19 protein-coding genes, 2 tRNA genes and 3 rRNA genes are annotated in these 23,803 nt (G+C 50.1%); 2 read left to right on the top strand and 22 right to left on the bottom strand.

Going from position 1 to position 23,803, the window contains the following annotated elements:
* Window positions 1–73: 73 nt before the first annotated feature.
* From BQ8005_RS10055 to BQ8005_RS10090, 8 genes are all read right to left on the bottom strand, one after another.
* Window positions 74–1,309 (bottom strand): sodium ion-translocating decarboxylase subunit beta, encoded by a 1,236-nt coding sequence (locus BQ8005_RS10055; protein ID WP_075317956.1) that lies wholly within the window; start codon window positions 1,307–1,309, stop codon window positions 74–76.
* Window positions 1,309–3,138: a biotin/lipoyl-containing protein gene (locus BQ8005_RS10060; protein ID WP_075317957.1), complete on the bottom strand. Its 1,830-nt coding sequence runs from the start codon at window positions 3,136–3,138 to the stop codon at window positions 1,309–1,311. The genes BQ8005_RS10055 and BQ8005_RS10060 overlap by 1 nt, the downstream gene beginning before the upstream one ends.
* A 40-nt stretch (window positions 3,139–3,178) precedes the next feature.
* Window positions 3,179–3,433, bottom strand: a complete 255-nt coding sequence (locus BQ8005_RS10065) for an OadG family protein (RefSeq protein ID WP_075317958.1) — start codon at window positions 3,431–3,433, stop codon at window positions 3,179–3,181.
* A 497-nt stretch (window positions 3,434–3,930) separates the two neighbouring features.
* A 5S ribosomal RNA gene (rrf, locus tag BQ8005_RS10070) occupies window positions 3,931–4,041 on the bottom strand.
* A gap of 62 nt (window positions 4,042–4,103) precedes the next feature.
* A 23S ribosomal RNA gene (locus tag BQ8005_RS10075) occupies window positions 4,104–6,981 on the bottom strand.
* A 152-nt stretch (window positions 6,982–7,133) separates the two neighbouring features.
* Window positions 7,134–7,207 (bottom strand) — tRNA-Ala (locus tag BQ8005_RS10080).
* Between the two features lie 8 nt (window positions 7,208–7,215).
* A tRNA-Ile gene (locus BQ8005_RS10085) sits at window positions 7,216–7,289 on the bottom strand.
* A gap of 126 nt (window positions 7,290–7,415) precedes the next feature.
* Window positions 7,416–8,943 (bottom strand): 16S ribosomal RNA (locus BQ8005_RS10090).
* Together the 16S, 23S and 5S rRNA genes with 2 tRNA genes alongside form the textbook arrangement of a ribosomal RNA operon.
* A 992-nt stretch (window positions 8,944–9,935) precedes the next feature.
* Here BQ8005_RS10090 and BQ8005_RS10095 point away from each other — a divergent pair.
* Window positions 9,936–11,594: a beta-N-acetylhexosaminidase gene (locus tag BQ8005_RS10095; RefSeq protein ID WP_075317959.1), complete on the top strand. Its 1,659-nt coding sequence runs from the start codon at window positions 9,936–9,938 to the stop codon at window positions 11,592–11,594.
* A 2-nt stretch (window positions 11,595–11,596) separates the two neighbouring features.
* Here BQ8005_RS10095 and BQ8005_RS10100 read toward each other — a convergent pair whose 3' ends face one another.
* The 6 genes from BQ8005_RS10100 to BQ8005_RS10125 all read right to left on the bottom strand — a co-directional run bounded on the left by BQ8005_RS10100 (window position 11,597) and on the right by BQ8005_RS10125 (window position 17,475).
* Window positions 11,597–13,105, bottom strand: coding sequence for an MBOAT family O-acyltransferase (locus BQ8005_RS10100; protein WP_075317960.1), 1,509 nt, complete (start codon window positions 13,103–13,105; stop codon window positions 11,597–11,599).
* Window positions 13,092–14,024, bottom strand: coding sequence for an SGNH/GDSL hydrolase family protein (locus BQ8005_RS10105; protein ID WP_234984029.1), 933 nt, complete (start codon window positions 14,022–14,024; stop codon window positions 13,092–13,094). The genes BQ8005_RS10100 and BQ8005_RS10105 overlap by 14 nt, the downstream gene beginning before the upstream one ends.
* Entirely contained in the window at window positions 14,008–15,384 is a 1,377-nt protein-coding gene (locus tag BQ8005_RS10110) for an SGNH/GDSL hydrolase family protein (protein WP_075317961.1), read from the bottom strand. The genes BQ8005_RS10105 and BQ8005_RS10110 overlap by 17 nt, the downstream gene beginning before the upstream one ends.
* Before the next feature lie 9 nt (window positions 15,385–15,393).
* Window positions 15,394–16,038 carry a TetR/AcrR family transcriptional regulator gene (locus BQ8005_RS10115; protein ID WP_075317962.1) on the bottom strand — a complete coding sequence of 215 codons (645 nt, stop codon included), beginning with the start codon at window positions 16,036–16,038 and terminating at the stop codon, window positions 15,394–15,396.
* Between the two features lie 221 nt (window positions 16,039–16,259).
* Window positions 16,260–16,700, bottom strand: a complete 441-nt coding sequence (locus BQ8005_RS10120) for a PepSY-like domain-containing protein (protein WP_021846276.1) — start codon at window positions 16,698–16,700, stop codon at window positions 16,260–16,262.
* Window positions 16,701–16,830: 130 nt separating this feature from the next.
* Window positions 16,831–17,475 (bottom strand): DUF6563 family protein, encoded by a 645-nt coding sequence (locus tag BQ8005_RS10125; RefSeq protein WP_075317963.1) that lies wholly within the window; start codon window positions 17,473–17,475, stop codon window positions 16,831–16,833.
* A gap of 163 nt (window positions 17,476–17,638) precedes the next feature.
* Between BQ8005_RS10125 and BQ8005_RS10130 the strand changes: the two genes are divergently transcribed.
* Window positions 17,639–19,480 (top strand): MutS family DNA mismatch repair protein, encoded by a 1,842-nt coding sequence (locus tag BQ8005_RS10130; RefSeq protein ID WP_075317964.1) that lies wholly within the window; start codon window positions 17,639–17,641, stop codon window positions 19,478–19,480.
* Window positions 19,481–19,496: 16 nt separating this feature from the next.
* Here BQ8005_RS10130 and BQ8005_RS10135 read toward each other — a convergent pair whose 3' ends face one another.
* From BQ8005_RS10135 to infA, 8 genes are all read right to left on the bottom strand, one after another.
* Window positions 19,497–20,129: a lipoprotein signal peptidase gene (locus BQ8005_RS10135; protein ID WP_075319124.1), complete on the bottom strand. Its 633-nt coding sequence runs from the start codon at window positions 20,127–20,129 to the stop codon at window positions 19,497–19,499.
* A 280-nt stretch (window positions 20,130–20,409) separates the two neighbouring features.
* Complete coding sequence (gene rplQ, locus BQ8005_RS10140; RefSeq protein ID WP_021846272.1) at window positions 20,410–20,907, bottom strand: 50S ribosomal protein L17; 498 nt, start codon at window positions 20,905–20,907, stop codon at window positions 20,410–20,412.
* A 3-nt stretch (window positions 20,908–20,910) separates the two neighbouring features.
* The gene (locus tag BQ8005_RS10145) at window positions 20,911–21,903 is read right to left on the bottom strand and encodes a DNA-directed RNA polymerase subunit alpha (protein ID WP_021846271.1); all 993 of its coding nucleotides are present in this window, start codon (window positions 21,901–21,903) and stop codon (window positions 20,911–20,913) included.
* A gap of 11 nt (window positions 21,904–21,914) precedes the next feature.
* Entirely contained in the window at window positions 21,915–22,520 is a 606-nt protein-coding gene (gene rpsD / locus BQ8005_RS10150; RefSeq protein WP_021846270.1) for a 30S ribosomal protein S4, read from the bottom strand.
* Between the two features lie 119 nt (window positions 22,521–22,639).
* Entirely contained in the window at window positions 22,640–23,029 is a 390-nt protein-coding gene (gene rpsK / locus BQ8005_RS10155; RefSeq protein WP_005656474.1) for a 30S ribosomal protein S11, read from the bottom strand.
* Between the two features lie 11 nt (window positions 23,030–23,040).
* Window positions 23,041–23,421 carry a 30S ribosomal protein S13 gene (rpsM, locus tag BQ8005_RS10160; protein ID WP_021846269.1) on the bottom strand — a complete coding sequence of 127 codons (381 nt, stop codon included), beginning with the start codon at window positions 23,419–23,421 and terminating at the stop codon, window positions 23,041–23,043.
* A 33-nt stretch (window positions 23,422–23,454) separates the two neighbouring features.
* A complete protein-coding gene (ykgO, locus tag BQ8005_RS10165; RefSeq protein WP_002558051.1) occupies window positions 23,455–23,571 on the bottom strand; it encodes a type B 50S ribosomal protein L36 in 117 nt (38 codons plus the stop codon).
* A 9-nt stretch (window positions 23,572–23,580) separates the two neighbouring features.
* Window positions 23,581–23,799 (bottom strand): translation initiation factor IF-1, encoded by a 219-nt coding sequence (infA, locus tag BQ8005_RS10170; RefSeq protein ID WP_002558052.1) that lies wholly within the window; start codon window positions 23,797–23,799, stop codon window positions 23,581–23,583.
* Window positions 23,800–23,803 lie beyond the last annotated feature (4 nt).

Raw genomic sequence — 23,803 nt, forward strand, 5'->3', positions numbered from 1 at the left:
ATTCACTCGACACACCTCTACATTTATATATTAATATCTAAAGATACACTTCCTTACTTTATAAGCATTACTCTTATCCTAAGAAAGAGATGAGCACACCGGCAGCCACGGCCGAACCGATGACACCCGAGATGTTGCTGGACATACAGTAGTTCAGCACGTGGTTCTTCGGGTCGTACTTCGTGGCAATCTCGTTGCACACGCGGCTTGCCATAGGCACGGCGCTCAAGCCCGTCGCACCAATCAGCGGATTGATCTTCTTCTTCGAGAAGAGGTTCATCAGCTTCACGAACAGGATACCGCCCGAGATGGACAGGGCAAAGGCCAGGAAACCTCCGGCTACGATGCCGATGGTCGTCCAGTTCAGGAAAGCCTCGCTCGTCATCGTGGCACCCACACTGAGGCCCAGGAAGATAGTGGCGGCATTCATGATGCTGTTGGCGGCGGCGTCGAACAGGCGGCTTGTGTCCGAACCGATTTCCTTGATGAGGTTACCGAACATCAGCATACCGATCAGAGGCACGGCCGTGGGCACAAACAGGGCCACGATGGTCGTCACGGCTATCGGGAAGATAATCTTCAATACGCGCAGGTTCTTGATTTCGGTCTTCGACGGGTAGAGCTTCTCCTGCTCCTTCATGTTGATCATCAGCTCCTTCTTGGTGCAGAGCAGCTTCACAACCAGCGGGATGATGACCGGCACCAGAGCCATGTACGAGTAGGCCGCGATGGCGATGGGGCCCAGCAGGTGGGGAGCCAGCTTGATGGTGGTGAAGATGGCCGTCGGGCCGTCGGCACCGCCGATGATACCCAAGGCGGCGGCTTCCTTAGGTGTGAAGCCCATCAGCACGGCGCAGAGCAGCACCGTAAAGATACCCAGCTGGGCGGCCGCGCCGAAGATGGACAGGCGCAGGTTGCGGAGCATGGGGCCGAAGTCGGTCAGCGCACCCACACCCATGAAGATGACGGGCGGCAGGAAACCGGTCTTGATCAGCATGTAGTAGATGAAGTTCATCAGTCCCAGCTCGTGGGCAATCTCGTGCAGAGGCATTTCCCAGATGTTCTTCATCACCCCGTTCACCATTACCATACCATTCTCGTCGGCCTGGATGACGCCCATTTCGCCGCCCGGAAAGTTGGCGATGAGCACACCGAAGGCGATGGGCACCAGCAGCAACGGCTCGTAGTGCTTCTTGATGCCCAGGTAGAGCAGGATGAAGGCAATGGCATACATCACGAGGAACGACGGGTCGGCAATGATGTTGCTGAACGCCGTCATGTCATAGAGTTTTCCAAATATATCTTCCATTATCCTATCTTCATTAATACGTCGTCTTCTGATACTGAGTCACCCGGATTCTGGCAGATGGCGGTCACGGTGCCCTCCACGTCGCTACGGATGGCGTTGTAGGTCTTCATGGCCTCGATGTAGCACAGCAGGTCGCCCTTCTTCACGCGGTCGCCCACCTTGAGCGGTGTCTCCTGCGTGTTCTTGGTCAGGAAGAACTTGCCTTCCAGCGGAGCCACCACCGGCTCGCCTTCGCCCGAGGGAGCCACCTTCTCGGTAGCCGATGCGGGCAGGTCGATGTCGCCATAAGCCACGGTCACGCGATAGGATTGTCCGTCCACCTGTACGGTCAGGGTCTTGGGTTTGGCGTCGTCAGCCGGCGTGCTGTTCTGCTCGGCGCGGCGCTTCTCCACGTCGGCCAGGAAGTCTTCCTTGGCCTTTCCGCTCTTGTAGGCCTCATACTGGGCGGGGTGCATGGCATATTCGAAGAGTTCTTCGTCGTCTTCGCCCGTATCCCATTTCTTCTCCTTCATCATCTTGCGGTACTTGTCCAGGCAGTCGGGATAGTTGTCCTGCGGGTTGCCAGTGAAGAACTTGCGTCCCTCGCGTTCGGCCTTCTCCACGATTTCGGGAGCCAGCTCGCCCGGCAGCTTTCCGGCCTTGCCCAGAATCATGTCCCAGATGTCGTCGGCAATCATGCCCCAGCGCTCCTTGCCCTTCTCCATGGCGATGACGTTCATCATGGCCAGGTTCTTGACGTACTGGCTGAAGGGAGTCACCAAGGGAGGATAACCCACGCGCGGCCATACGTAAGCCACTTCGTTGAAGAGCTTGATGAGCAGCTCGTCCTGCTTCATGAAGGGCAGGTTGTGCTTGGCCTTGTATTTGTTGATGCTTTCGAGATTCGTCTCCAGGTCGGCCATCAGCGAGCCCATCATGCCGCCCGGCAGACCCGGACCGATGAGCAGGGAGTTCATCAGACGGTTACGCGGCGAGATGTACAGGCCCAGGAAGTCGTCCATGAACTCCTGGATGAGGGCGCGCACCTTCATGTAGGCCTCCATGTTGATTTCGGGCACCTGATAGCCGGCGTCCTTCAGCATGGCCTGCACGCTGAGCAGGTCGGCGTGACCCGTACCCCACGACAACGGCTCCATGCCCACGTCGATGTAGTCGCATCCGGCTTCGCAGACGGCCAGGATGCTGGCCATGTTGAAGCCGGGGCCCGCATGGCTGTGATACTGGATGGGGATGTCCTTGATCTGCTTGATGCCGGCCACAATCTTGCCCAGCGTCACGGGGCGTCCGATGCCCGCCATGTCCTTGATGCAGATTTCGTCGGCACCTGCCTCGATGAGCTGCTTGGCCATGTTGACGTAGTATTCCACCGTGTGTACCGGCGAGTGGGTGATACAGAGCGAGCATTGCGAAATCATGCCGGCCTCGTGGGCGTAGCCGATGGAGGGGATGATGTTGCGCACGTCGTTCAGTCCGCAGAACGTGCGGGTGATGTCAGTGCCCTGCGCCTTCTTTACCTTATAGAAGAGCTTGCGCACGTCGGCAGGTACGGGGCTCATGCGGAGGCCGTTCAGCGCACGGTCCAGCATGTGTGTCTGTATGCCGGCTTCATGGAAAGGTTTCGTCCAGGCACGCACGGCCTTATTCGGGTTTTCTCCAAAAAGCAGATTCACTTGTTCGAAGCCGCCGCCGTTGGTTTCCACGCGGGCAAAGCAGCCCATCTCCACAATGGCGGGAGCCACCTTCACCAGCTGGTCAACGCGGGGAACATACTTACCGGCGCTCTGCCACATGTCCCTGAAGACCAAGCTGAACTTAATTTCTCTTTTCATCGTTGATTCTATTCTGTAAAAATATGAATAATGTGTTTTTTTATCTCAGTTTCTCCACCTTCGTCACCTTGCCTTTGTCGTGTGTCACTACGGCAACCGCGGCACTGATGGCCGCCATGATGTTGGCCGGTATCGGAGCGGGACCTTCCTTCTTGGCAGCCGCCGCCTCTTCGGGCGCATACTTGTTGACAAGTGCAATCATCGCCTTTCCCAAATAGATGACAATCAGAAGAATAGCAAACACAGTAGCCATGCCCACCACCATCAGCAGAAGTGCAATATTTAAATTTTCCATATCAATAATTTATAATCAATTACTTACATTCTGTAAAAAATTGCCCGAAATTACCAATAAATACTTATAGTATAAAGAAATATTGTGATAAAAGATGCTAAATAATAAGACAGAGAATAAACAAAAAGTTCATAAATTCTTCCATTCATATTTTTTCACAAAGTACACAAATATCATAAAAAATCACAAAATGGCACATGGCTACAATTAAAATGAAAAATCTTCGAAAAATAAGCAGAATAATTTATGAAGAATAAAAAATAGTTCAACCTTCATAAGGAGATACTTTCAGAAGATGCAACGAAGCGCAGTATGAGGGTGCAACGAAGCACTGCGTGTGGATATGACGAAGCACTTCATAAGGAAGCCAGAAAGCACTGCGTGAGCGGATAAGCGAGCACTGCATGAAAGGGATAGGGATTCGATAGGGATTCTCCCGGCGGGCATAAAAAACAAAGTCCCCCGTAACAGGATTGTTACGGAGGACTTCTGAAGGAAAACGGCGGCGACCTAATCTCCCACTGTTACGCAGTACCATCGGCGTGACCGGGCTTAACTTCTCTGTTCGGAATGGGAAGAGGTGGAACCCCGGTGCTATAGCCACCTGAATAAGGTTGACATGAAGACAGAAAAAATAAATGCTGAACGTATATACCGTCCAAAAGGACCGACATAAAAGCTTACGGGCAATTAGTAACGCTCGGCTTTGGTGTCACCACCTTTACACCTGCGTCCTATCAACGTCATCGTCTTTGACGACCCTAAGAAATCTAATCTTGTGGCCGGCTTCGCACTTAGATGCTTTCAGCGCTTATCCGATCCCGACTTAGATACCCGGCAATGCACCTGGCGGCACAACCGGTAAACCAGAGGTCAGTCCAACACGGTCCTCTCGTACTAGTGTCAGAGCCACGCAAATTTCATACGCCCACGATAGATAGAGACCGAACTGTCTCACGACGTTCTGAACCCAGCTCGCGTGCCACTTTAATGGGCGAACAGCCCAACCCTTGGGACCTTCTCCAGCCCCAGGATGTGACGAGCCGACATCGAGGTGCCAAACCCCTCCGTCGATATGAGCTCTTGGGAGGGATCAGCCTGTTATCCCCGGAGTACCTTTTATCCTTTGAGCGATGTCCTTTCCATACAGAAACACCGGATCACTATGCTCTAGTTTCCTACCTGATCGACTTGTATGTCTCCCAGTCAAGCGCCCTTATGCCATTACACTCTGCGGACGGTTACCGATCGTCCTGAGGGCACCTTTAGAAGCCTCCGTTACGCTTTTGGAGGCGACCACCCCAGTCAAACTACCCACCAAACAGTGTCCTCCTAGCCAGGAGTTAGAACTCAAACAACCGAAGGGCCGTATTTCAACGGCGGCTCCACGATGACTGGCGTCACCGCTTCATAGCCTCCGGCCTATCCTACACATCGTCTGCCCAAATTCAATGTTAAGCTATAGTAAAGGTTCACGGGGTCTTTTCGTCCCATCGCGGGTAATCGGCATCTTCACCGATACTACAATTTCACTGAGCTCACGGTTGAGACAGCGTCCAGATCATTACACCATTCGTGCAGGTCGGAACTTACCCGACAAGGAATTTCGCTACCTTAGGACCGTTATAGTTACGGCCGCCGTTTACTGGGGCTTCAATTCAACGCTTCTCTTGCGATGACGTCTCCTCTTAACCTTCCAGCACCGGGCAGGTGTCAGGCTGTATACTTCATCTTTCAATTTTGCACAGCCCTGTGTTTTTGTTAAACAGTTGCCTGGACCGATTCTCTGCGCCTCCATCGCTGGAGGACCCTTTATCCCGAAGTTACAGGGTCAGTTTGCCTAGTTCCTTAACCGTGATTCACTCAAGCGCCTTAGTATATTCAACCCGACTACGTGTGTCCGTTTGCGGTACGGGTACCGAAAGGATTAAGTTTAGCGGATTTTCTCGGGAGTATGCTTACGTGCGCTATTGGATTGTCCCGAAGGACGCTCCATACTGTCAGGTTCGACTCTCGCTGCGGATTTGCCTGCAGCAATCAACATCTACACCCTTTAACCGGCTATTCCGTCAGCCGGCGGCACTGTCACGACTCCGTCCCCACGTCACTCCATTCGGTAGTACCGGAATATTAACCGGTTCTGCCATCGGCCTCGCCGTTCGGCTGAGCCTTAGGACCCGACTTACCCTGATCCGATTAGCGTTGATCAGGAAACCTTAGTCTTGCGGCGGGCAGGTTTCTCGCCTGCCTTATCGTTACTTATACCTACATTTGCTTTTCCACACGCTCCAGAATACCTCGCGGTACGCCTTCAACGCAGAGTGGAATGCTCCCCTACCAATCATGAATGATTCCAAAGCTTCGGTAGAATACTTATGCCCGATTATTATCCACGCCAAACTCCTCGACTAGTGAGCTGTTACGCACTCTTTAAATGAATGGCTGCTTCCAAGCCAACATCCTAGCTGTCTTAGCAATCTGACTTCGTTAGTTCAACTTAGTATTCATTTCGGGACCTTAGCTGTTGGTCCGGATTGTTCTCCTCTCGGACATGGACCTTAGCACCCATGCCCTCACTCCTGACATAAAACTGACGCGCATTCGGAGTTTGTCAAGACTTGATAGGCGGTGAAGCCCTCGCATCTTATCAGTCGCTCTACCTCACGTCAGTATAAGTCAAGGCTGCACCTAAATGCATTTCGGGGAGTACGAGCTATCTCCAAGTTTGATTAGCCTTTCACCCCCACCCTCAGCTCATCCAGAAGCTTTTCAACGCTTATTGGTTCGGCCCTCCAGATGGTGTTACCCATCCTTCAGCCTGGCCAAGGGTAGATCACTTGGTTTCGCGTCTGCTCCTTCCGACTGTACGCCCTGTTCAGACTCGCTTTCGCTTCGGCTACAGGTCTCTAGACCCTTAACCTTGCCGGAAAAAGCAACTCGTAGGTTCATTATGCAAAAGGCACGCCGTCACGCTTACGCGCTCCGACCGCTTGTAGGCACATGGTTTCAGGTACTATTTCACTCTTCTGTTCGAAGTGCTTTTCACCTTTCCTTCACAGTACTGGTTCACTATCGGTCTCTCGGGAGTATTTAGCCTTACCGGATGGTCCCGGCAGATTCACGCAGAATTCCTCGTGCTCCGCGCTACTCAGGATACCGCTATGCTTCGTCTCGCTTCGTGTACGGGCCTGTCACCCTCTATGGACCTACTTTCCAGAAGGTTCCACTCACGAGATTTCTTGCAACGGCGCGGTCCTACAACCCCAGATATGCCGTAACATATCTGGTTTGGGCTCTTCCCCGTTCGCTCGCCACTACTAGGGGAATCATTATTTATTTTCTCTTCCTGCAGGTACTAAGATGTTTCAGTTCCCTGCGTTAGCCTCCCGCATTGCGGGATAATGTCTCTTCAAGACATTGGGTTGTCCCATTCGGAAATCCGCGGATCAAAGGTCATTTGCACCTACCCGCAGCTTATCGCAGCTTATCACGTCCTTCATCGCCTCCGAGAGCCAAGGCATCCGCCATGTGCCCTTTCTTGCTTTTTTGCCGTTTCACGTCCAAGCCTTGCGGCTACGGACGGAATATACTTTCAGCTTTAACTTTACTTTTTCTGTTACAACATGTCATAGATCGTCGGAATATTCCCGCGACCGTGTCGCGGAAAGGATTGGCTGCGCCCATCCTTTTATTCCTTAAGTGGAGAATAACGGATTCGAACCGTTGACCCCCTGCTTGCAAAGCAGGTGCTCTAGCCAGCTGAGCTAATCCCCCAATCGGAGTAGTCCCAGGCAGAGTTGAACTGCCGACCTCTACATTATCAGTGTAGCGCTCTAACCAACTGAGCTATAGGACTGTCAGTCAAACCCCAGCCTTTCGGCCCGGCTTCTACTTTTCTCGCTTATATCTTTAATAAACAAAACCTTAGTACAAGAGGTTCTTATGTAATAAAAATAGAACCTTTTATCCGTAACCGCTCCAGAAAGGAGGTGTTCCAGCCGCACCTTCCGGTACGGCTACCTTGTTACGACTTAGCCCCAATCACCAGTTTTACCCTAGGGCGCTCCTTGCGGTTACGCACTTCAGGTACCCCCGGCTTTCATGGCTTGACGGGCGGTGTGTACAAGGCCCGGGAACGTATTCACCGCGCCGTGGCTGATGCGCGATTACTAGCGAATCCAGCTTCGTGGAGTCGGGTTGCAGACTCCAGTCCGAACTGAGAGGGGTTTTAGGGATTGGCATCCGGTCGCCCGGTAGCGGCCTGCTGTACCCCCCATTGTAACACGTGTGTAGCCCCGGACGTAAGGGCCGTGCTGATTTGACGTCATCCCCACCTTCCTCACATCTTACGACGGCAGTCCCGATAGAGTCCCCAGCGTTACCTGATGGCAACTATCGGTAAGGGTTGCGCTCGTTATGGCACTTAAGCCGACACCTCACGGCACGAGCTGACGACAACCATGCAGCACCTCCACAGCGGCGATTGCTCGCTGATCTGTTTCCAAACCATTCCGCTGCAGTTCAAGCCCGGGTAAGGTTCCTCGCGTATCATCGAATTAAACCACATGTTCCTCCGCTTGTGCGGGCCCCCGTCAATTCCTTTGAGTTTCACCGTTGCCGGCGTACTCCCCAGGTGGAATACTTAACGCTTTCGCTTGGCCGCTGGCAGTATATCGCCAACAGCGAGTATTCATCGTTTACTGTGCGGACTACCAGGGTATCTAATCCTGTTTGATACCCGCACTTTCGAGCATCAACGTCAGTTACGGTCCAGCAAGCTGCCTTCGCAATCGGAGTTCTTCGTGATATCTAAGCATTTCACCGCTACACCACGAATTCCGCCTGCCTCTGCCGCACTCAAGGTCCCCAGTATCAACTGCAATTTTACGGTTGAGCCGCAAACTTTCACAACTGACTTAAGGACCCGTCTACGCTCCCTTTAAACCCAATAAATCCGGATAACGCTCGCATCCTCCGTATTACCGCGGCTGCTGGCACGGAGTTAGCCGATGCTTATTCATACGGTACATGCAGAGCGGCACACGTGCCGCGTGTTATTCCCGTATAAAAGAAGTTTACAACCCATAGGGCAGTCATCCTTCACGCTACTTGGCTGGTTCAGGCTCTCGCCCATTGACCAATATTCCTCACTGCTGCCTCCCGTAGGAGTTTGGACCGTGTCTCAGTTCCAATGTGGGGGACCTTCCTCTCAGAACCCCTATCCATCGTCGACTAGGTGGGCCGTTACCCCGCCTACTATCTAATGGAACGCATCCCCATCGGTTACCGATGAATCTTTAATAAGAAAACCATGCGGAAATTTTATACTATCGGGTATTAATCTTTCTTTCGAAAGGCTATCCCCGAGTAACCGGAAGGTTGGATACGTGTTACTCACCCGTGCGCCGGTCGCCGGCAATTGTATTGCTACAATTCCGCTGCCCCTCGACTTGCATGTGTTAAGCCTGTAGCTAGCGTTCATCCTGAGCCAGGATCAAACTCTTCATTGTAAAAGTATCTTTAACACCTGAATATCAAATGATATCCAAGTAAGTTGTTACTCTGTCAGGATTACGGATCAAAAGCTCATTACCTATATATATAAGTATTGACGGTTCTTTTTTTTACCCAAAACTGTTTCCAGTTTTGCTCTTGTACTACTGTATTGTTTATGTAAATCTCTTCAAAGATCGCTCTTCTTGATGCTCTCCGTTTTTATCGGAAAGCGGTTGCAAAGGTAAGGAGTTTTTCGTATATCCTCCAAATTTTTGCGGAACTTTTTTTCGAAGTTTTTTTTCGAAGCTCAGCTTCGAGATTCACTTCTCAAAAGCGGGTGCAAAGGTAAGGAGTTATTTTCAAACTACCAAATGTTTTGAGAAGTTTTTTTCGAAAGTTTTTTCGAAGACCTCAGAGGGAAGGAGCTCTCCGCTTGGGCCTCTCTCATGCGAAAGGCGGGAAAGTCACTTGCCGCTAAAGGACAACTTCATCAAAAATCACCTGCAACAGCATGTCAAGTATCACCGCTTCGTTTCCGAAAGCGGGTGCAAAAGTACAGCTTATTCAGATAACTGCAAGCTTACAAACGATTTTTTTCGATGATTTTTCTAACTTTTTTCGCAAATAGCTGATTTACAAGTATGTTTTATAGCAGGATTTTCAAAGACGAAATGCACAAGATGAAATGACCACACATTATAATATTTCATGCGCATGAGCGCGCGCGGTACAATTACAACTACAGGTAAGTTCTATGCGAACAAAACAAGAAAACGATGATTTAGGGAGGGGAAAACGATGATTTAAGAAGAGGAAAACGGTGCTTTAAGAAAATAAAACCATGAAATCCGATAAGCCGACAAGAGAAAAATATGTTTTCTGCAACGAAAAGAGCCGAAAAAACAAGTTATTGCATTCCCAAAGAGCGCCCTCTCAAAAGGTTTTTCTTATCTTTGCAAACGAAATATCTTTTTAATCAATAACCCCAGTATTAATCAACAAGACCATGAAAAAGCTATTCGTACCCTTTGTGGCATGCGTTCTTGCCGCATGTAGCTCCAACGAGCAGCAGGCAACGTCGTATGACGTCATCCCGTTGCCGCAGGAAATCACTATTTCGCAAGAAAATCCGTTCAAACTAAGCAAAAACACTGTCATCGCCTATCCGAAGGACAATGACCTGCTGAAGCGTAATGCAGAATTCCTGGCTGAATACATCGCCGAAGCTACAGGCTACACGTTGAAAACCAAAGCCATCGAAAACGGAGAAAAGCCCAGCAAAGCGATTGTCCTGAGCCTGGATTCAAGCATCGCCAATGCTGAAGGTTATCGCCTGACAACCCAAGCCGATGGTATCAGTATCTGCGGACAGACAGCCAACGGCGTATTCTACGGCATCCAGACGCTCCGCAAGTCGATCCCCGCTCAAGCTACCGATGCCGACATCTTGCTGCCCGCCGGCAAAGTGGAAGACCAACCACGCTTTGGCTACCGAGGCATGCACCTCGACGTAGGCCGCCACTTCTTCCCCATAGAGTTCATTAAGGAGTACATCGACCTGCTGGCTCTGCACAACATGAATACCCTGCATTGGCACCTGACTGAAGACCAGGGCTGGCGAATCGAAATCAAGAAGTATCCGAAACTGACCGAAGTGGGATCCATCCGCAAACGCACGGTCATCGGGCACAACTCTGGTGAATATGACAACACACCTTATGGCGGCTTCTACACACAAGACGAAGCTCGTGAAATCGTAAAGTATGCACAGGAACGCTACATCACCGTCATTCCCGAAATCGACCTGCCGGGCCACATGCTGGCTGCACTAGCCGCTTATCCTGAACTGGGTTGTACAGGTGGTCCATACGAAGTATGTCCGGAATGGGGAGTATTTGAGGATGTGCTCTGCATCGGTAATGAGAAGACCCTTCCTTTCCTGGAAGACGTAATGACCGAAATCATCGACATCTTCCCGTCGAAATACATCCACATCGGAGGTGACGAATCGCCACGTACCCGCTGGCAGAAATGTCCGAAATGTCAGGCCCTCATCCGCAAGGAAGGCTTGAAAGCCGACAAGAACCACTCGGCCGAAGACCGCCTGCAAAGCTACTGCAACGCACGCATCGAAAAGTTCCTCAACGAACGCGGACGTCAGATCATCGGATGGGATGAAATTTTGGAAGGCGACCTGGCTCCCAACGCCACCGTCATGTCATGGCGCGGATCGGCCGGAGGTATCAAGGCTGCACAAATGGGCCACGACGTCATCATGACTCCCAACACTTACTGCTACTTCGACTACTTCCAAAGCAAGGACAAGGAGAACGAACCTTATGATGCTATCGGAGGCTATCTGCCTGTAGAACAAGTGTACAGCTTCAACCCCACCGAGGGCCTCAATGAAGAGCAAGCCAAATACATTCTAGGCGCACAGGCCAATGTATGGACCGAATACATGACTTCGACCCAGCAGGTAGAATACATGATCCTGCCGCGCATGGCCGCACTGGCTGAGGTACAGTGGACCGAGCCGAGCAAGAAGGAATACAGCAACTTCCTGGAACGACTCAACTCACTCGCCAAGATTTACGACCGCGACGGACTGAACTACGCCAAGCACGTGTTTACCGCCCCGGCAGATTCCGTACAGGCAAAATAATCTCAGAATTGGAAATAGATGAAGGGCTGTACATCGGCACTCTTCATCTGAATGACCAGATAAATGAGAGCAACCAACAATACCGCCTTTCCCACCAGGGGGAGGCGGATTATTGTTTTTGTACATCCCCTCTCCCAACTGTCGGGCAAGAAATGGAGTACATAGCCCAGCCCCATCAAGGCGAATACTTCCCAATAACCGACAATGAGCTGCGGAAAGACTTGCGGACGGAAGGACATAGCAATCTGCTTCAGCATATCGACCGCCGGCGAGAACTCGGCATGGCGAAAGAATATCCAGCAAAAACAAACAAAATGGAAGGTTACCAACATGCCAAGGAAACGGCGGATACCATGCGGACGTTCCCCCTTCGGACGGCCCACCAATGCCATCCAGCCTTTATGCAAGGCCAGCGCCACGCCGTGCATAATGCCCCAAAGTACAAAATTCCACGATGCGCCATGCCACAAACCACCCAAAAACATGGTGATAATAAGGTTCATATACTGGCGTATTTTCCCCTTACGATTGCCGCCCAACGAAATGTAGAGATAGTCGCGCAACCAACTGGAAAGAGAAATGTGCCAACGTCGCCAGAATTCCGTAATCGAGGCAGACTTGTAGGGCGAATCGAAGTTGATATTGAAATGGAAGCCCAGCAACAGGGCAATACCTATCGCCATGTCGCTATAACCCGAAAAGTCACAATAAATCTGCAAGGCATACCCGTAGACGGCCATCAGATTTTCCACGCCCGAATAGAGAGACGGATTGTCGAAGACTCGCTCCACAAAATTCACACTGATATAGTCGGATATAATGGCTTTCTTGAACAAGCCTGCCATAATCAGGAACACTCCGCGTCCGAACATCTCGTTCGACACGAACAACGGGCGGCGAATCTGTGGAATGAAGTCGCGTGCACGCACGATGGGACCCGCTACCAGCTGAGGGAAGAAAGATACGTAGAACGCATAGTCGAGTAAGTTGCTGAGGGGAGTAATTTCCTTCCGATAAACGTCAATCGTATAACTCAGCGACTGGAAAGTAAAGAATGAGATGCCCACAGGCAAGAAAATATCCAGCGGATCAAAGTGTCCCCCCGTAAACGATGCCCAACACGCTCCAAAGAAATTGGTGTACTTGAAGTAACAGAGTAATCCCAAGTTGATAACCAGGCTCAATGTGACCCACAACTTACGTCTCCATCTCGCAGCCGTCCGCTCCATGAAGCGAGCTATCAGAAAGTCGCTGACTGTAACCAACGCCAGCAGAAAAAAGTACGTACCGCTGCTCTTGTAGTAGAAATAGTAGGAAAACAGGGTGACAAACAGCAAACGGGCGGTAGTGCGCCTTTGCAAAAGTAGATACACAACCACAAAGGCTGCAAACAACCAAAGGAATAGACCGCTGCTGAAAATCATAGGCGCCTGCGGATCGTACAAAAAAACGTCGCGCAAGCGGGACCAATCGATGTTAAGGTAGGTCAATATTGTATCAATGTTCCACATAAGCATTATAAGTTTTCACGATAGCCTCGTAAAGTAACTCACCCTGCAAGGCATATCCGGCAGGCATGAAATGGACATGGTCGGGGCGCATCAGTCCGGCTTCCTGCCAGTTCAGGCAAGCCCTCTTCACTCCGCCTGCAATATCATACAAATCCCAGACAGCCAGTCCGTTTGCATCAGCAAAACGAATGATGTTCTTTACTACGGCCGAAGTACGAGGATTGATTGTATACGTTCGACGCCCCCTTCCACGACGTTTGCTTTCGTAAGACCCAGGCGGCGTAGTCAGCATCATGGGCACATCGGGCAACCGTTCCCGAAGCATACGCACCAACTCATCCATCTGCCGGTAATGCACCTCCGTATTGTACCGGTAATTATGACTTTCATTGGTGCCAAATGATAAAATGAGCAAATCGGGCTTAAGAGCCGCAATTGCTTCAACACGCTCTTTCCGAGTAAAAGAAATACAAAATGCCCCATTGATACCAAAATCCCGATAAGTCATATTTGTAAACACCTTTCGTAGGAGAGAAGCCACTGTATCCGTCAACATGTGTCCTCGAATATGACTGTCACCGACGTGCACCACCCGAACAGTATCGGAAACATCTCCGGCACGCATCAGACGTAATTTCTCCCAAAAAGGATGAAGGATTCCCAAGCTGTCAGTCAACACATTAGCTTGCTGCATACGAAAAGACGAAGGCCAAACGACTGGCAACCAATCAATGGTATCGGTACGATGTCCATAGGCAAACAGCGTATCGCAAGAAACAGCTTCACAATCTACCACAGCTTGCAGAGGCAGTGCATCCTGAGCCCGCAGATGGCACAGCCCCATGACAGCCAACAAACACAACATCTTGCATCGCAACGTCATTCTGTTCAGATATTTCGCACTATGGTTCCGATTCATAAGCACGTCTTCTGTCATATTGTTCCTTACCATAGACCAAAGCTTCGTAAAGCAGACCGGCCAAGTATTTACCTCCACGGAAATTGATATGTGTATAGTCGTAATTGGCTTGGGCAGGATTCGCTTCCACCAGTTTTACCATGCTTTCATTACCTCCCATTGCCTCGAACAAGTTCCAGAAAGCGACTCCGTTGTCAGCTGCCAGCCGCTGTTGGTAGCGCACCAGGTTACGAATGCCAGGCATTGTACGCAGGTCGCCTTCTTCGGTCTTGTAGTCTCGGTCGCCCACACTGACAATCAGAATAGCAGCCTGCGGAAAAGCTTCCTTCAGATGCTTCAGAGCGGTAGTCATGCCTTCGACATAATAGTTGTAGTCGCGCCCCCGTTCGGTAGCCACGTTCAACCCATATTGCAGCACTATCAGGTCGTATGGACGCAAGGCATTAAATTCTTTCAATGTCTGAAGAGGAATAAAACGCAAGGAAAGACCGGACATTCCGCGCAATGAAAAGTTGTCCAGCACGATACCCGACAAGTCATCCATTGCCACGCCATAGAACACGGCAGAATCGGCTGCATTCACCGTCCAACGGGCTGTACCGATACGCCCCTCGACGCTCCATTTGCGAATCTGCTCTTCAGGTCCGAACGATTGGGACAAGGCCGTTGCTCCATTTATCTTCAGCGAAAGATCCATCGTCCCGGTATTGCGGAAAAAGACACTGACCTGACGGCAGGTGTCCAGACGAGAAGCATACTTCCGTTGCCCTCGGAGTTCGACATATGCGCCATCATAAGGAAAGAAATAATGTCCCGAAATCCCCTGCCTGCTCCGCTCGAAACCTACGGAATCCGTAGCCGCATGACTGTTCCAACCTCCAAAAGTGTGGACCACCGTAGGACGGAAACCGTTGATGGGAGAAGTAATGGGAACAAAACCCACACCACATCCGCCATATTTCTGCTGGAGCATGGCCCGCAAATCGGCAGTCAGGATATCTGCTTCAATAAAAGAATCGCCGAAATAGGCTATGCGTACAGGACGCGGACGCTGTGCATGTTCATCCAATGCTTCGTAAAAGGCTGACATTCCCCGACGGGTACTGTCGCTATAGTCTTCGATGCACACCTTGCCCGATGGACAAGTATCGGCAAACGCAGGTTTGGCAACAGGCAGCTGCACTTCCAGCGTATCTGGTTCGTCCGCAAGGACCAGCGGAGGCCGTACGTCGGCCAGGATATCCACCCGTCTCAGGGCGTGTCCTCCCACCTCTGTCGCAGGAAGCCAGTGCAGCAACAGCAAGGCAGCCATCACCACCAGCACCAACCCTCCTACTTTCTTCAGCTCATTTTTCTCCATATTCTCATTCTATCCCTGCGGCGTACGCCGATATTCGCAGATGAACTTTTCCAGTTCACGCGCCCCTTTCTCGGTAGAGATACCACGGAGATAAGTAAACATGATGGACTCATAAACCTCCAGGAAAGAATATTTCTCGCAAATATCAGTGTTGAGTAAAAGTTCTATCTGTTCATGCACCAACAGATTGACTATGGCAAAATTAATATCATCGCGAAAGATTCCCTGCTTCACACCCTCCTCGAAAAAACTGACAGCTTCTGCCGAATCATGTTTCTTGTCGCTTTTGAAAAGTTCATAGACTTTCGGATATTTCTTCAAGTCCTCAAAGAAACTCTTATGAGTGGCATGAAAACGTTCGATACTATGCAAATAAAGCTTGAGCAGCACCTCAAGAACATGGTCAGACGTTGCCAACATTTCGTCTACATAGGCTTTCATGTCTTCCCGCTCCTTCAGTATACAAGCTTCCAAGAGCATCTCTTTGTTCGCAAATACCTCGTAAAGGGTACGTTTGGAAATACCTAACGACACCGCAATGTCATCCATCGTGATGCTTTTTATGCCGTGCGACTTAAAGGCTTGCATCGCTGTCTCTACAATTCGTTTTTTCAATTCGGTTCTTGGCACCGAGCGCTTTGCATTATCACTCATCTCTTTCCAAAATTTGGGTTATAATTCCGCTTTCAGCGATAAAACGCTACAAATATACGGAAAGGAAACCCAATCGCCTCATTGCGTTTCCTCTCTTTTTTGAAAAAATTAATAATAATAACAATTTGCTCAAAAAAAGAGCAGCCGCTCCGCACGGAGCAGCTGCACATCATTCACAGAATAAACAGGTGCACAAATCAACTTGTGCATAAAGTATTTTTTCAATCGTCAGAATCCATGTCGATGACATTGAACTTTGTGTCGAACTTAATCTCCCAGCGGTTATTGAGTTTCACTTCGTAAGAGTAACGGTCTTTCTCCAAGGAGATGATTTTAGCATCGGGATAGCGATCAGTGACAAATTTCTGAATGGCTTGCGGCACAACTGCTGCAGGCACCTGCGAATGTTTACACTTAATATCGGTCCACTCACCTTTCTTATTAAACTCAACCTTATCACCGTTGGCAAACATCACCTCGTAAGAGGTATCGAACAACTCGGAGTCTTCCTTGGCAAAAGCCACTTTCTCCGATGCGAAATGCTTCTTGACAAACTGCTGTGCAACGGCGGGAAGCTGCTCGACAGTGATCGGTTTATCGTTGTCGGCTGATGCAAACTGAAGGGTGAACACACTCACTAATAAAAGAACTAACTTTTTCATAACTGTACATTTTTTAGGTTTAATACTTATTCGATCTTTTCATTTGTTTTCGTACAGCAAAGAAAAGCAGCCTTTCTGGAAAGATTTGGGAATAATGAAGAAAAGACAAGAAAAAGAGAAAAAAGTTTCCTTATTCGCCCAAACGTTGCAACGCCTGCAGGTAACGCACCATCACATCGGCCGCCTCACTCTGTTCCAAGCGAAGGTTTGCCTGCAAGTCGGGATAGCCTTCAAGGAGAGCCATCATTTTGTCCTTACCTACAAATTCGGCACGGCCGGTCTCGGGATTGATTTCGTAGAACACACGGGCGGCCACCAGCGCCGATGCGGCAATGGCATCGCCCACTTCGCCGCCCAGCTTCGTGGCGTCGGGCGACTGGGCCGTACTTGTAGCAGCCTGTCCCACAGGCTGGGCACAGAAGTAGAACTTGTCGCCCACATGCATGGCGGCCGCATAGCAGTTGCCGAAGCGGTAGCGTTTATAGCGCATCTTGCGGCAGTTGACGTAGAGGGCTGTATCAATCCGCACCGCATAGCAACGCTTACGCAGATAGCGGTTCAAGCCACGGTTTTCGTCAGCTTCGATACGGTAGTCGCCTCCGCCCATCAACAGTATCTGATTCCTACTGCGTCGTTCTACCCGCAACGTTGTAACCGTATCACCTTCACATTCTACCAGTTCACGCAGGTTGGCATACATAATCTGTTGAGCCTCGCAGGGCAGAAACAGCCCCGAGACACACAGCAACATCAGCAACACGACCCATTTTTTCATATTAAAACAATCTCCTCTTCGGTTCATTGGTTTTCCGAGATAAAGGTAAGTTATTTTAGAAAAATCTGCAAGAATGCGACCAAAATAATATAAAGAGGAAAGGCTGGAACGATACTTGCCCGTATTTTTATACCTTTGCCGCACAAACTAACACCCAACAAGTATGATGACCGAAAACGAAATACGCGCCGCCTACCGGCAGGATGCCGAACGCGCGGCCGGCGAAGTGACAAAGACGCAACGACTGATTTACCGCACCGGCACCCTGCGCCTGCTGCTTTTCGGCGGAGCCGTGGCGGCGGTGATAGGGCTGTGGGGCCAGGGCGCGCTGATGTATGCCGTGACGGCCGCCTGCCTGCTGCCCTTCCTGCTGCTGGTGAAGTACCACAACCGCCTGTTCCTGCGGAAGGACTATCAGGAGAAACGGGTGGAGGTGAACCGCCAGGAGCTGGCCGCGCTCGACCAGGACACCTCAGCCTTCGACGACGGCAAGGAGTTTGCCGACCCGGCCCACCCCTATACGTACGACCTCGACGTCTTCGGCCCTCGCTCGCTCTTCCAGTACGTCAACCGCACGTGTACCCGCCTTGGACGCGAACAGCTGGCCGGGTGGATGGCCTGCCACCTAGACAAGCGGGAACCCATCATTCGCCGGCAGGAGGCCGTGCAGGAGCTGGCGGCCAAGGCGTCGTTCCGCCAGCACTTCCGCATCCTAGGCCTGCTGAACAAGGGGCAGGCGGCCGACCGTGCCGAGCTGCTGGAGTGGGCGCAAAGCCCCGTCCGCTACCGCAACCGCAACCTGCTGCGACGGCTGCCCCACATGGTAACGGCGGTCAACCTCCTCTGCCTGGCGGGTGTCGTGACGGGCATGCTGCCGGCCAACGTATGGGGCGTCCTGTGGTTCGGCATCGTAGTGGCCAGCTTCGCCTTCACGCGACAGATTACCAAGGTGCAGAGCGTCTACGGTCAGAAGCTCCGCATCCTGGGCACCTATGCCAAGCTGCTGCAGACGATGGACGATGAGCCAATGGAAGCCCCGCTCCTGCGGGTCGTCAAAGACAAGATTGGGGGTGACCGCCGACAGGCCTCGCAGGCCATCCGGCGTCTGGTGAAGCTGATGAACGAGCTGGACCAGCGCAACAATTACCTGATGTACACCGTGCTGAACGGCTGCTTCTTTTGGGAGCTGTGGCAGATTATGCGCATCGAGGCGTGGAAGGAAGTCCATGCGGGCGAACTGCCGCACTGGCTGGAGGCCATCGGCGAGATGGATGCGCTCTGCTCGCTGAGCACGTTCGCCTACAACCATCCGGAGGGGTACTCCTACCCCGACATTCTGGGCGACACAAACACAGGGACGGACAACACGGAAACGCCTTTCCAGCTGGTGGCCGAGACGATGGGCCATCCGCTCATCCCGCGCGACCGCTGCGTGTGCAACGACATCCGCATGAGCCGCCGCCCCGCCTTCATCATCATCACGGGGGCCAACATGGCGGGCAAGAGCACCTACCTGCGCACCATCGGCGTGAACTATCTGCTGGCCTGCATCGGCGCGCCCGTCTGTGCCGCACGGATGTCGCTCTACCCTGCCCGGCTGATGACGAGCCTGCGCACCACCGACTCGCTCAGCGACAACGAATCCTACTTCTTCGCCGAGCTGAAACGGCTGAAGTCCGTCATCGACCGTCTGCAAAGCGGCGAGCAGCTCTTCATCATCCTCGACGAAATTTTGAAGGGTACCAACTCGGCCGACAAGCAGCGGGGTTCGTTCGCCCTCGTCCAGCAGCTGATGCGTCTGCGGGCCAACGGCATCATCGCCACGCACGACCTGCTGTTGGGCACGCTGAAGGACCGCTTCCCCGACTGCATCGACAATTTCCGCTTCGAGGCCGACATCACCGGCGACGAGCTGACCTTCTCCTACCGCCTCCGCCCCGGCGTGGCACAGAACATGAACGCCTGCTTCCTCATGAAAAAGATGGGGATTGCCGTGGATCTATAAAAAAAGAGAAAAGAAATCAATCTTTCTTCTTAAACAGCGCAAAACTCTCGCCGAACGTATGCGAATAGAACAGCAGCACGGCAATGGTACCGCAGCTGATGGCCGCATCGGCCAGGTTGAAGACGGGACTGAAGAAAATGAAATGCTCCCCGCCCACAAAAGGCATCCACGACGGCCAGTCGAACTCAAACAGCGGGAAATAGAACATGTCCACCACACGCCCATACAGCCAGTCGGCATAACCCTGTCCGGCCGGTACAAACGTGGCTATGTCCATAGGCGTACTTTGACTGAAGATGGCACCGTAGAAGATACTGTCGATGACATTGCCTACCGCACCTGCAAAAATCAGCGAAATACAAACGATATAGCCCGTCTTGAAGCGCGCCTTCACCAGCAACCAAATGTACCACAAAATAAATCCTGAGAATACCAGTCGCATCAGCGTCTGCACAGCCTTAGGCATCACCTGCATACCAAACGCCATACCGTTGTTCTCGATAAAGGCGATGTAGAACCAATTGGTAACAGGAATGTGCTGGCCATAATACATATTTGTTTTCACCACAATCTTGATGACCTGGTCCAAAATAAGCGTGAGCAGGATGATACCCAACGCCAGCCAGAATTTGTTGTATTTCTTGTCCATATTGCTCTGATAACACATGAATAGTTCTGATATGCGGACAAAGGTATAAAAAAGCAAGGAATTATCGGCACCAGACAAGCAAATACATCGTCTACACATGACGACGCACTTCCTCAGACTCTCACGAAGCACTGGCACGCCTCCCCACGAAGCACTGTGTCAGTGGGTAACAAAGCACTGCCTTGCCCCCTAACGAAGTGCTGCATGACCCCGGCAGGAGATAAAAAAAGCCGCCCCAATCACTGGGACGGCTTTCATATCATATAAGAATAGTGTCGGATTACTCAGCCTTTGCTTCTTCAGCAGGAGCTTCAGCTGCAGGAGCCTCTGTAGCAGGAGCAGCTTCCGTAGCGGCAGCCTTCTTGGAAGAACGGCGCGTACGAGTTGCTTTCTTAGCCACCTTATCCTTAGCCATGTTCTCGTTGTAGTCAACGAGTTCGATGAAGCACATCTCGGCATTGTCACCCAGACGGTTACCAGTCTTGATGATGCGAGTGTAGCCACCCGGACGGTCGGCAATCTTCACAGAGATTTCCTTGAAGAGTTCAGTTACAGCATACTTGTCTTGCAAGTTGCTAAATACTACACGACGAGAGTTTGTAGTGTCGTTCTTTGACTTGGTGATCAGCGGCTCAACAAACTTCTTCAGAGCTTTAGCCTTTGCAACGGTCGTAGTGATTCTTTTGTGCTTGATCAAAGAGCACGCCATATTGGCCAACATAGCGTTTCTGTGAGAAGCAGTACGACCCAGATGGTTGAATTTCTTGTTATGTCTCATTGTTTATTCTTTATCTAATTTATATTTAGAAATATCGGTTCCAAACGACAGATTCAGACTGTCCAGCAAATCATCAAGCTCGGTCAGCGATTTCTTACCGAAGTTGCGGAACTTCAGGAGGTCGGTCTTGTTGAACTGTACCAGGTCGCCCAGCGTCTCAACGTCAGCAGCCTTCAAGCAGTTGAGGGCACGAACGGAGAGATCCATATCGACGAGCTTGGTCTTCAGCAACTGACGCATGTGCAATACTTCTTCATCGAACTCTTCATTGCCGTCAGCGTCATTGCTTTCGAGCGTGATCTTCTCGTCGGAGAAGAGCATGAAGTGATAAATCAGAATTTTTGCAGCTTCCTTCAGCGCTTCTTTCGGGTGAATGGAACCGTCGGTAGTAATCTCGAGTACCAGCTTCTCGTAGTCGGTCTTCTGCTCAACACGATAGTTTTCTACCTGGTACTTGACGTTACGTATCGGAGTGTAAATGGAGTCGATAGGAATTACGTTCACATCGGTGCAGTATTCACGGTTCTCGTCAGAGGGAACATAACCGCGGCCTTTGTTGATCGTAATGTCTATCTGCATCGTAGCTTTTGAATCTAAATGACAAATAACTAATTCAGGATTTAACACTTCAAATCCAGTCAGATACTTACTTATGTCACCTGCCTTAAATTCACTCGAATTCTCGATCGTAATACTTACCTTTTCGCTCTCGAATTCCTCTACTACTTGCTTGAACCGTACTTGCTTCAGGTTCAAGATAATGTTAGTAACATCCTCCTTTACACCGGGGACACTGGAAAATTCGTGCTCAACACCTTCAATCTTGATAGTGGTGATGGCAAAACCTTCCAATGACGAAAGCAGGATGCGGCGCAGTGCATTACCCACGGTAATACCGAAACCGGGCTCCAACGGACGAAACTCGAACTTGCCGAATTTAGAGTCCGCTTCCAACATTAAAACTTTATCAGGTTTTTGAAATGCTAATATCGCCATGAAATTAATTATTATTTAGAGTACAATTCTACGATCAAATGCTCCTTAATGTTCTCAGGAATGTCTGCTCTTTCAGGTACATGCAGAAGCTTACCTACCTTTGCATTGTCATCCCACTCCAGCCAAGGATACTTGCTGTGGTTGAAACCAGCCAGCGAGTTGGCAATCACTTCCAGAGACTTGGAACGCTCGCGAACACCGATCACCTGACCGGGTTTCAGAGAATAAGAAGGGATGTTTACTACTTCACCGTCTACAGTGATGTGCTTGTGGCTCACCAGCTGACGGGCAGCAGCACGCGTAGGAGCGATACCCAAACGGAATACAACATTGTCCAGACGGCATTCGAGCAACTGCAACAGGATTTCGCCGGTAATACCTTTCAGTGTAGCTGCCTTCTCAAACAGGTTACGGAATTGTTTTTCCAATACACCGTAAGTATATTTAGTTTTCTGCTTCTCACGAAGTTGCACACCGTATTCAGAAGTCTTTCTCTTTCTAGAGTTACCGTGCTGTCCGGGAGGATAGTTCTTCTTAGACAAAACTTTATCTGCTCCGAAGATACCTTCACCGAATTTACGGGCTATTCTTGATTTTGGTCCAGTATATCTAGCCATTTCTTTTAAATATTTAATTGTTTATTGATGAACTCAATTTGTTGCAGCCGCGATTGCAGAGAAGAATTGTACAATCCAATAACAAAATCAAGTTTCATGCTTAGTAATAAAGGTAAATCTTAAACTCTACGTCTTTTAGGAGGACGACATCCATTGTGTGGCAACGGAGTTACATCGATAATTTCTGTAACTTCGATTCCGGCTCCGTGAATGGTACGGATAGCAGACTCACGACCGTTACCTGGACCTTTAACATAAGCCTTTACCTTTCTCAAACCAAGATCATAAGCCACTTTGGCACAATCCTGGGCAGCCATCTGTGCTGCATACGGAGTGTTCTTCTTAGAACCTCTAAAACCCATCTTTCCGGCAGAAGACCAGGAGATAATCTGACCTTCACTGTTTGCCAGAGAAACAATGATGTTGTTGAAAGATGAATGAACATGCAACTGACCGTTGGCATCCACCTTTACATTTCTCTTTTTTGCTGCAACTGTTTTTTTTGCCATATCAACAATTATTATTTAGTAGCTTTTTTCTTATTAGCAACGGTTTTCTTTCTACCCTTACGAGTACGAGCATTGTTCTTAGTGCTCTGGCCTCTTACAGGAAGACCAATACGATGACGAACACCACGATAGCAACCAATATCCATCAAACGCTTGATGTTCAATTGAACTTCTGAACGAAGATCACCTTCTACTTTGTACTCAGCAGCAATGATCTCACGAATCTTACCTGCCTGATCATCAGTCCAGTCTTTAACTTTCAGGTCTTTGTCAACACCTGCTTTTTCCAAAATCTTTGCTGAACTACTACGACCTATTCCGTAGATATAGGTCAACGCAATTTCTCCTCTCTTATTCTGAGGCAAATCGACACCAACTATTCTTATAGCCATATACTAAATTATTTTTTTTGCAAAAATAATAAATTATCCTTGACGTTGTTTATACTTAGGATTTTTCTTGTTAATAACATACAAACGGCCATTACGTCTAACGATCTTACATTCTGGCGTACGTTTCTTTAAAGAAGCTCTTACTTTCATATCTAATAATTATTTATATCTGAATACAATTCGTCCTTTCGATAAATCGTAAGGAGACATTTCGACACGCACCTTATCGCCCGGAAGGATTTTGATATAATGCATACGCATCTTTCCAGAGATATGAGCAGTAATCTCATGTCCATTTTCCAATTCAACACGAAACATTGCATTAGACAATGCTTCAACTATAACTCCATCTTGTTCTATTGCAGACTGCTTTGCCATATTA

The sequence above is a fragment of the Bacteroides togonis genome (assembly GCF_900130135.1).
Lineage (GTDB): Bacteria > Bacteroidota > Bacteroidia > Bacteroidales > Bacteroidaceae > Bacteroides > Bacteroides pullorum.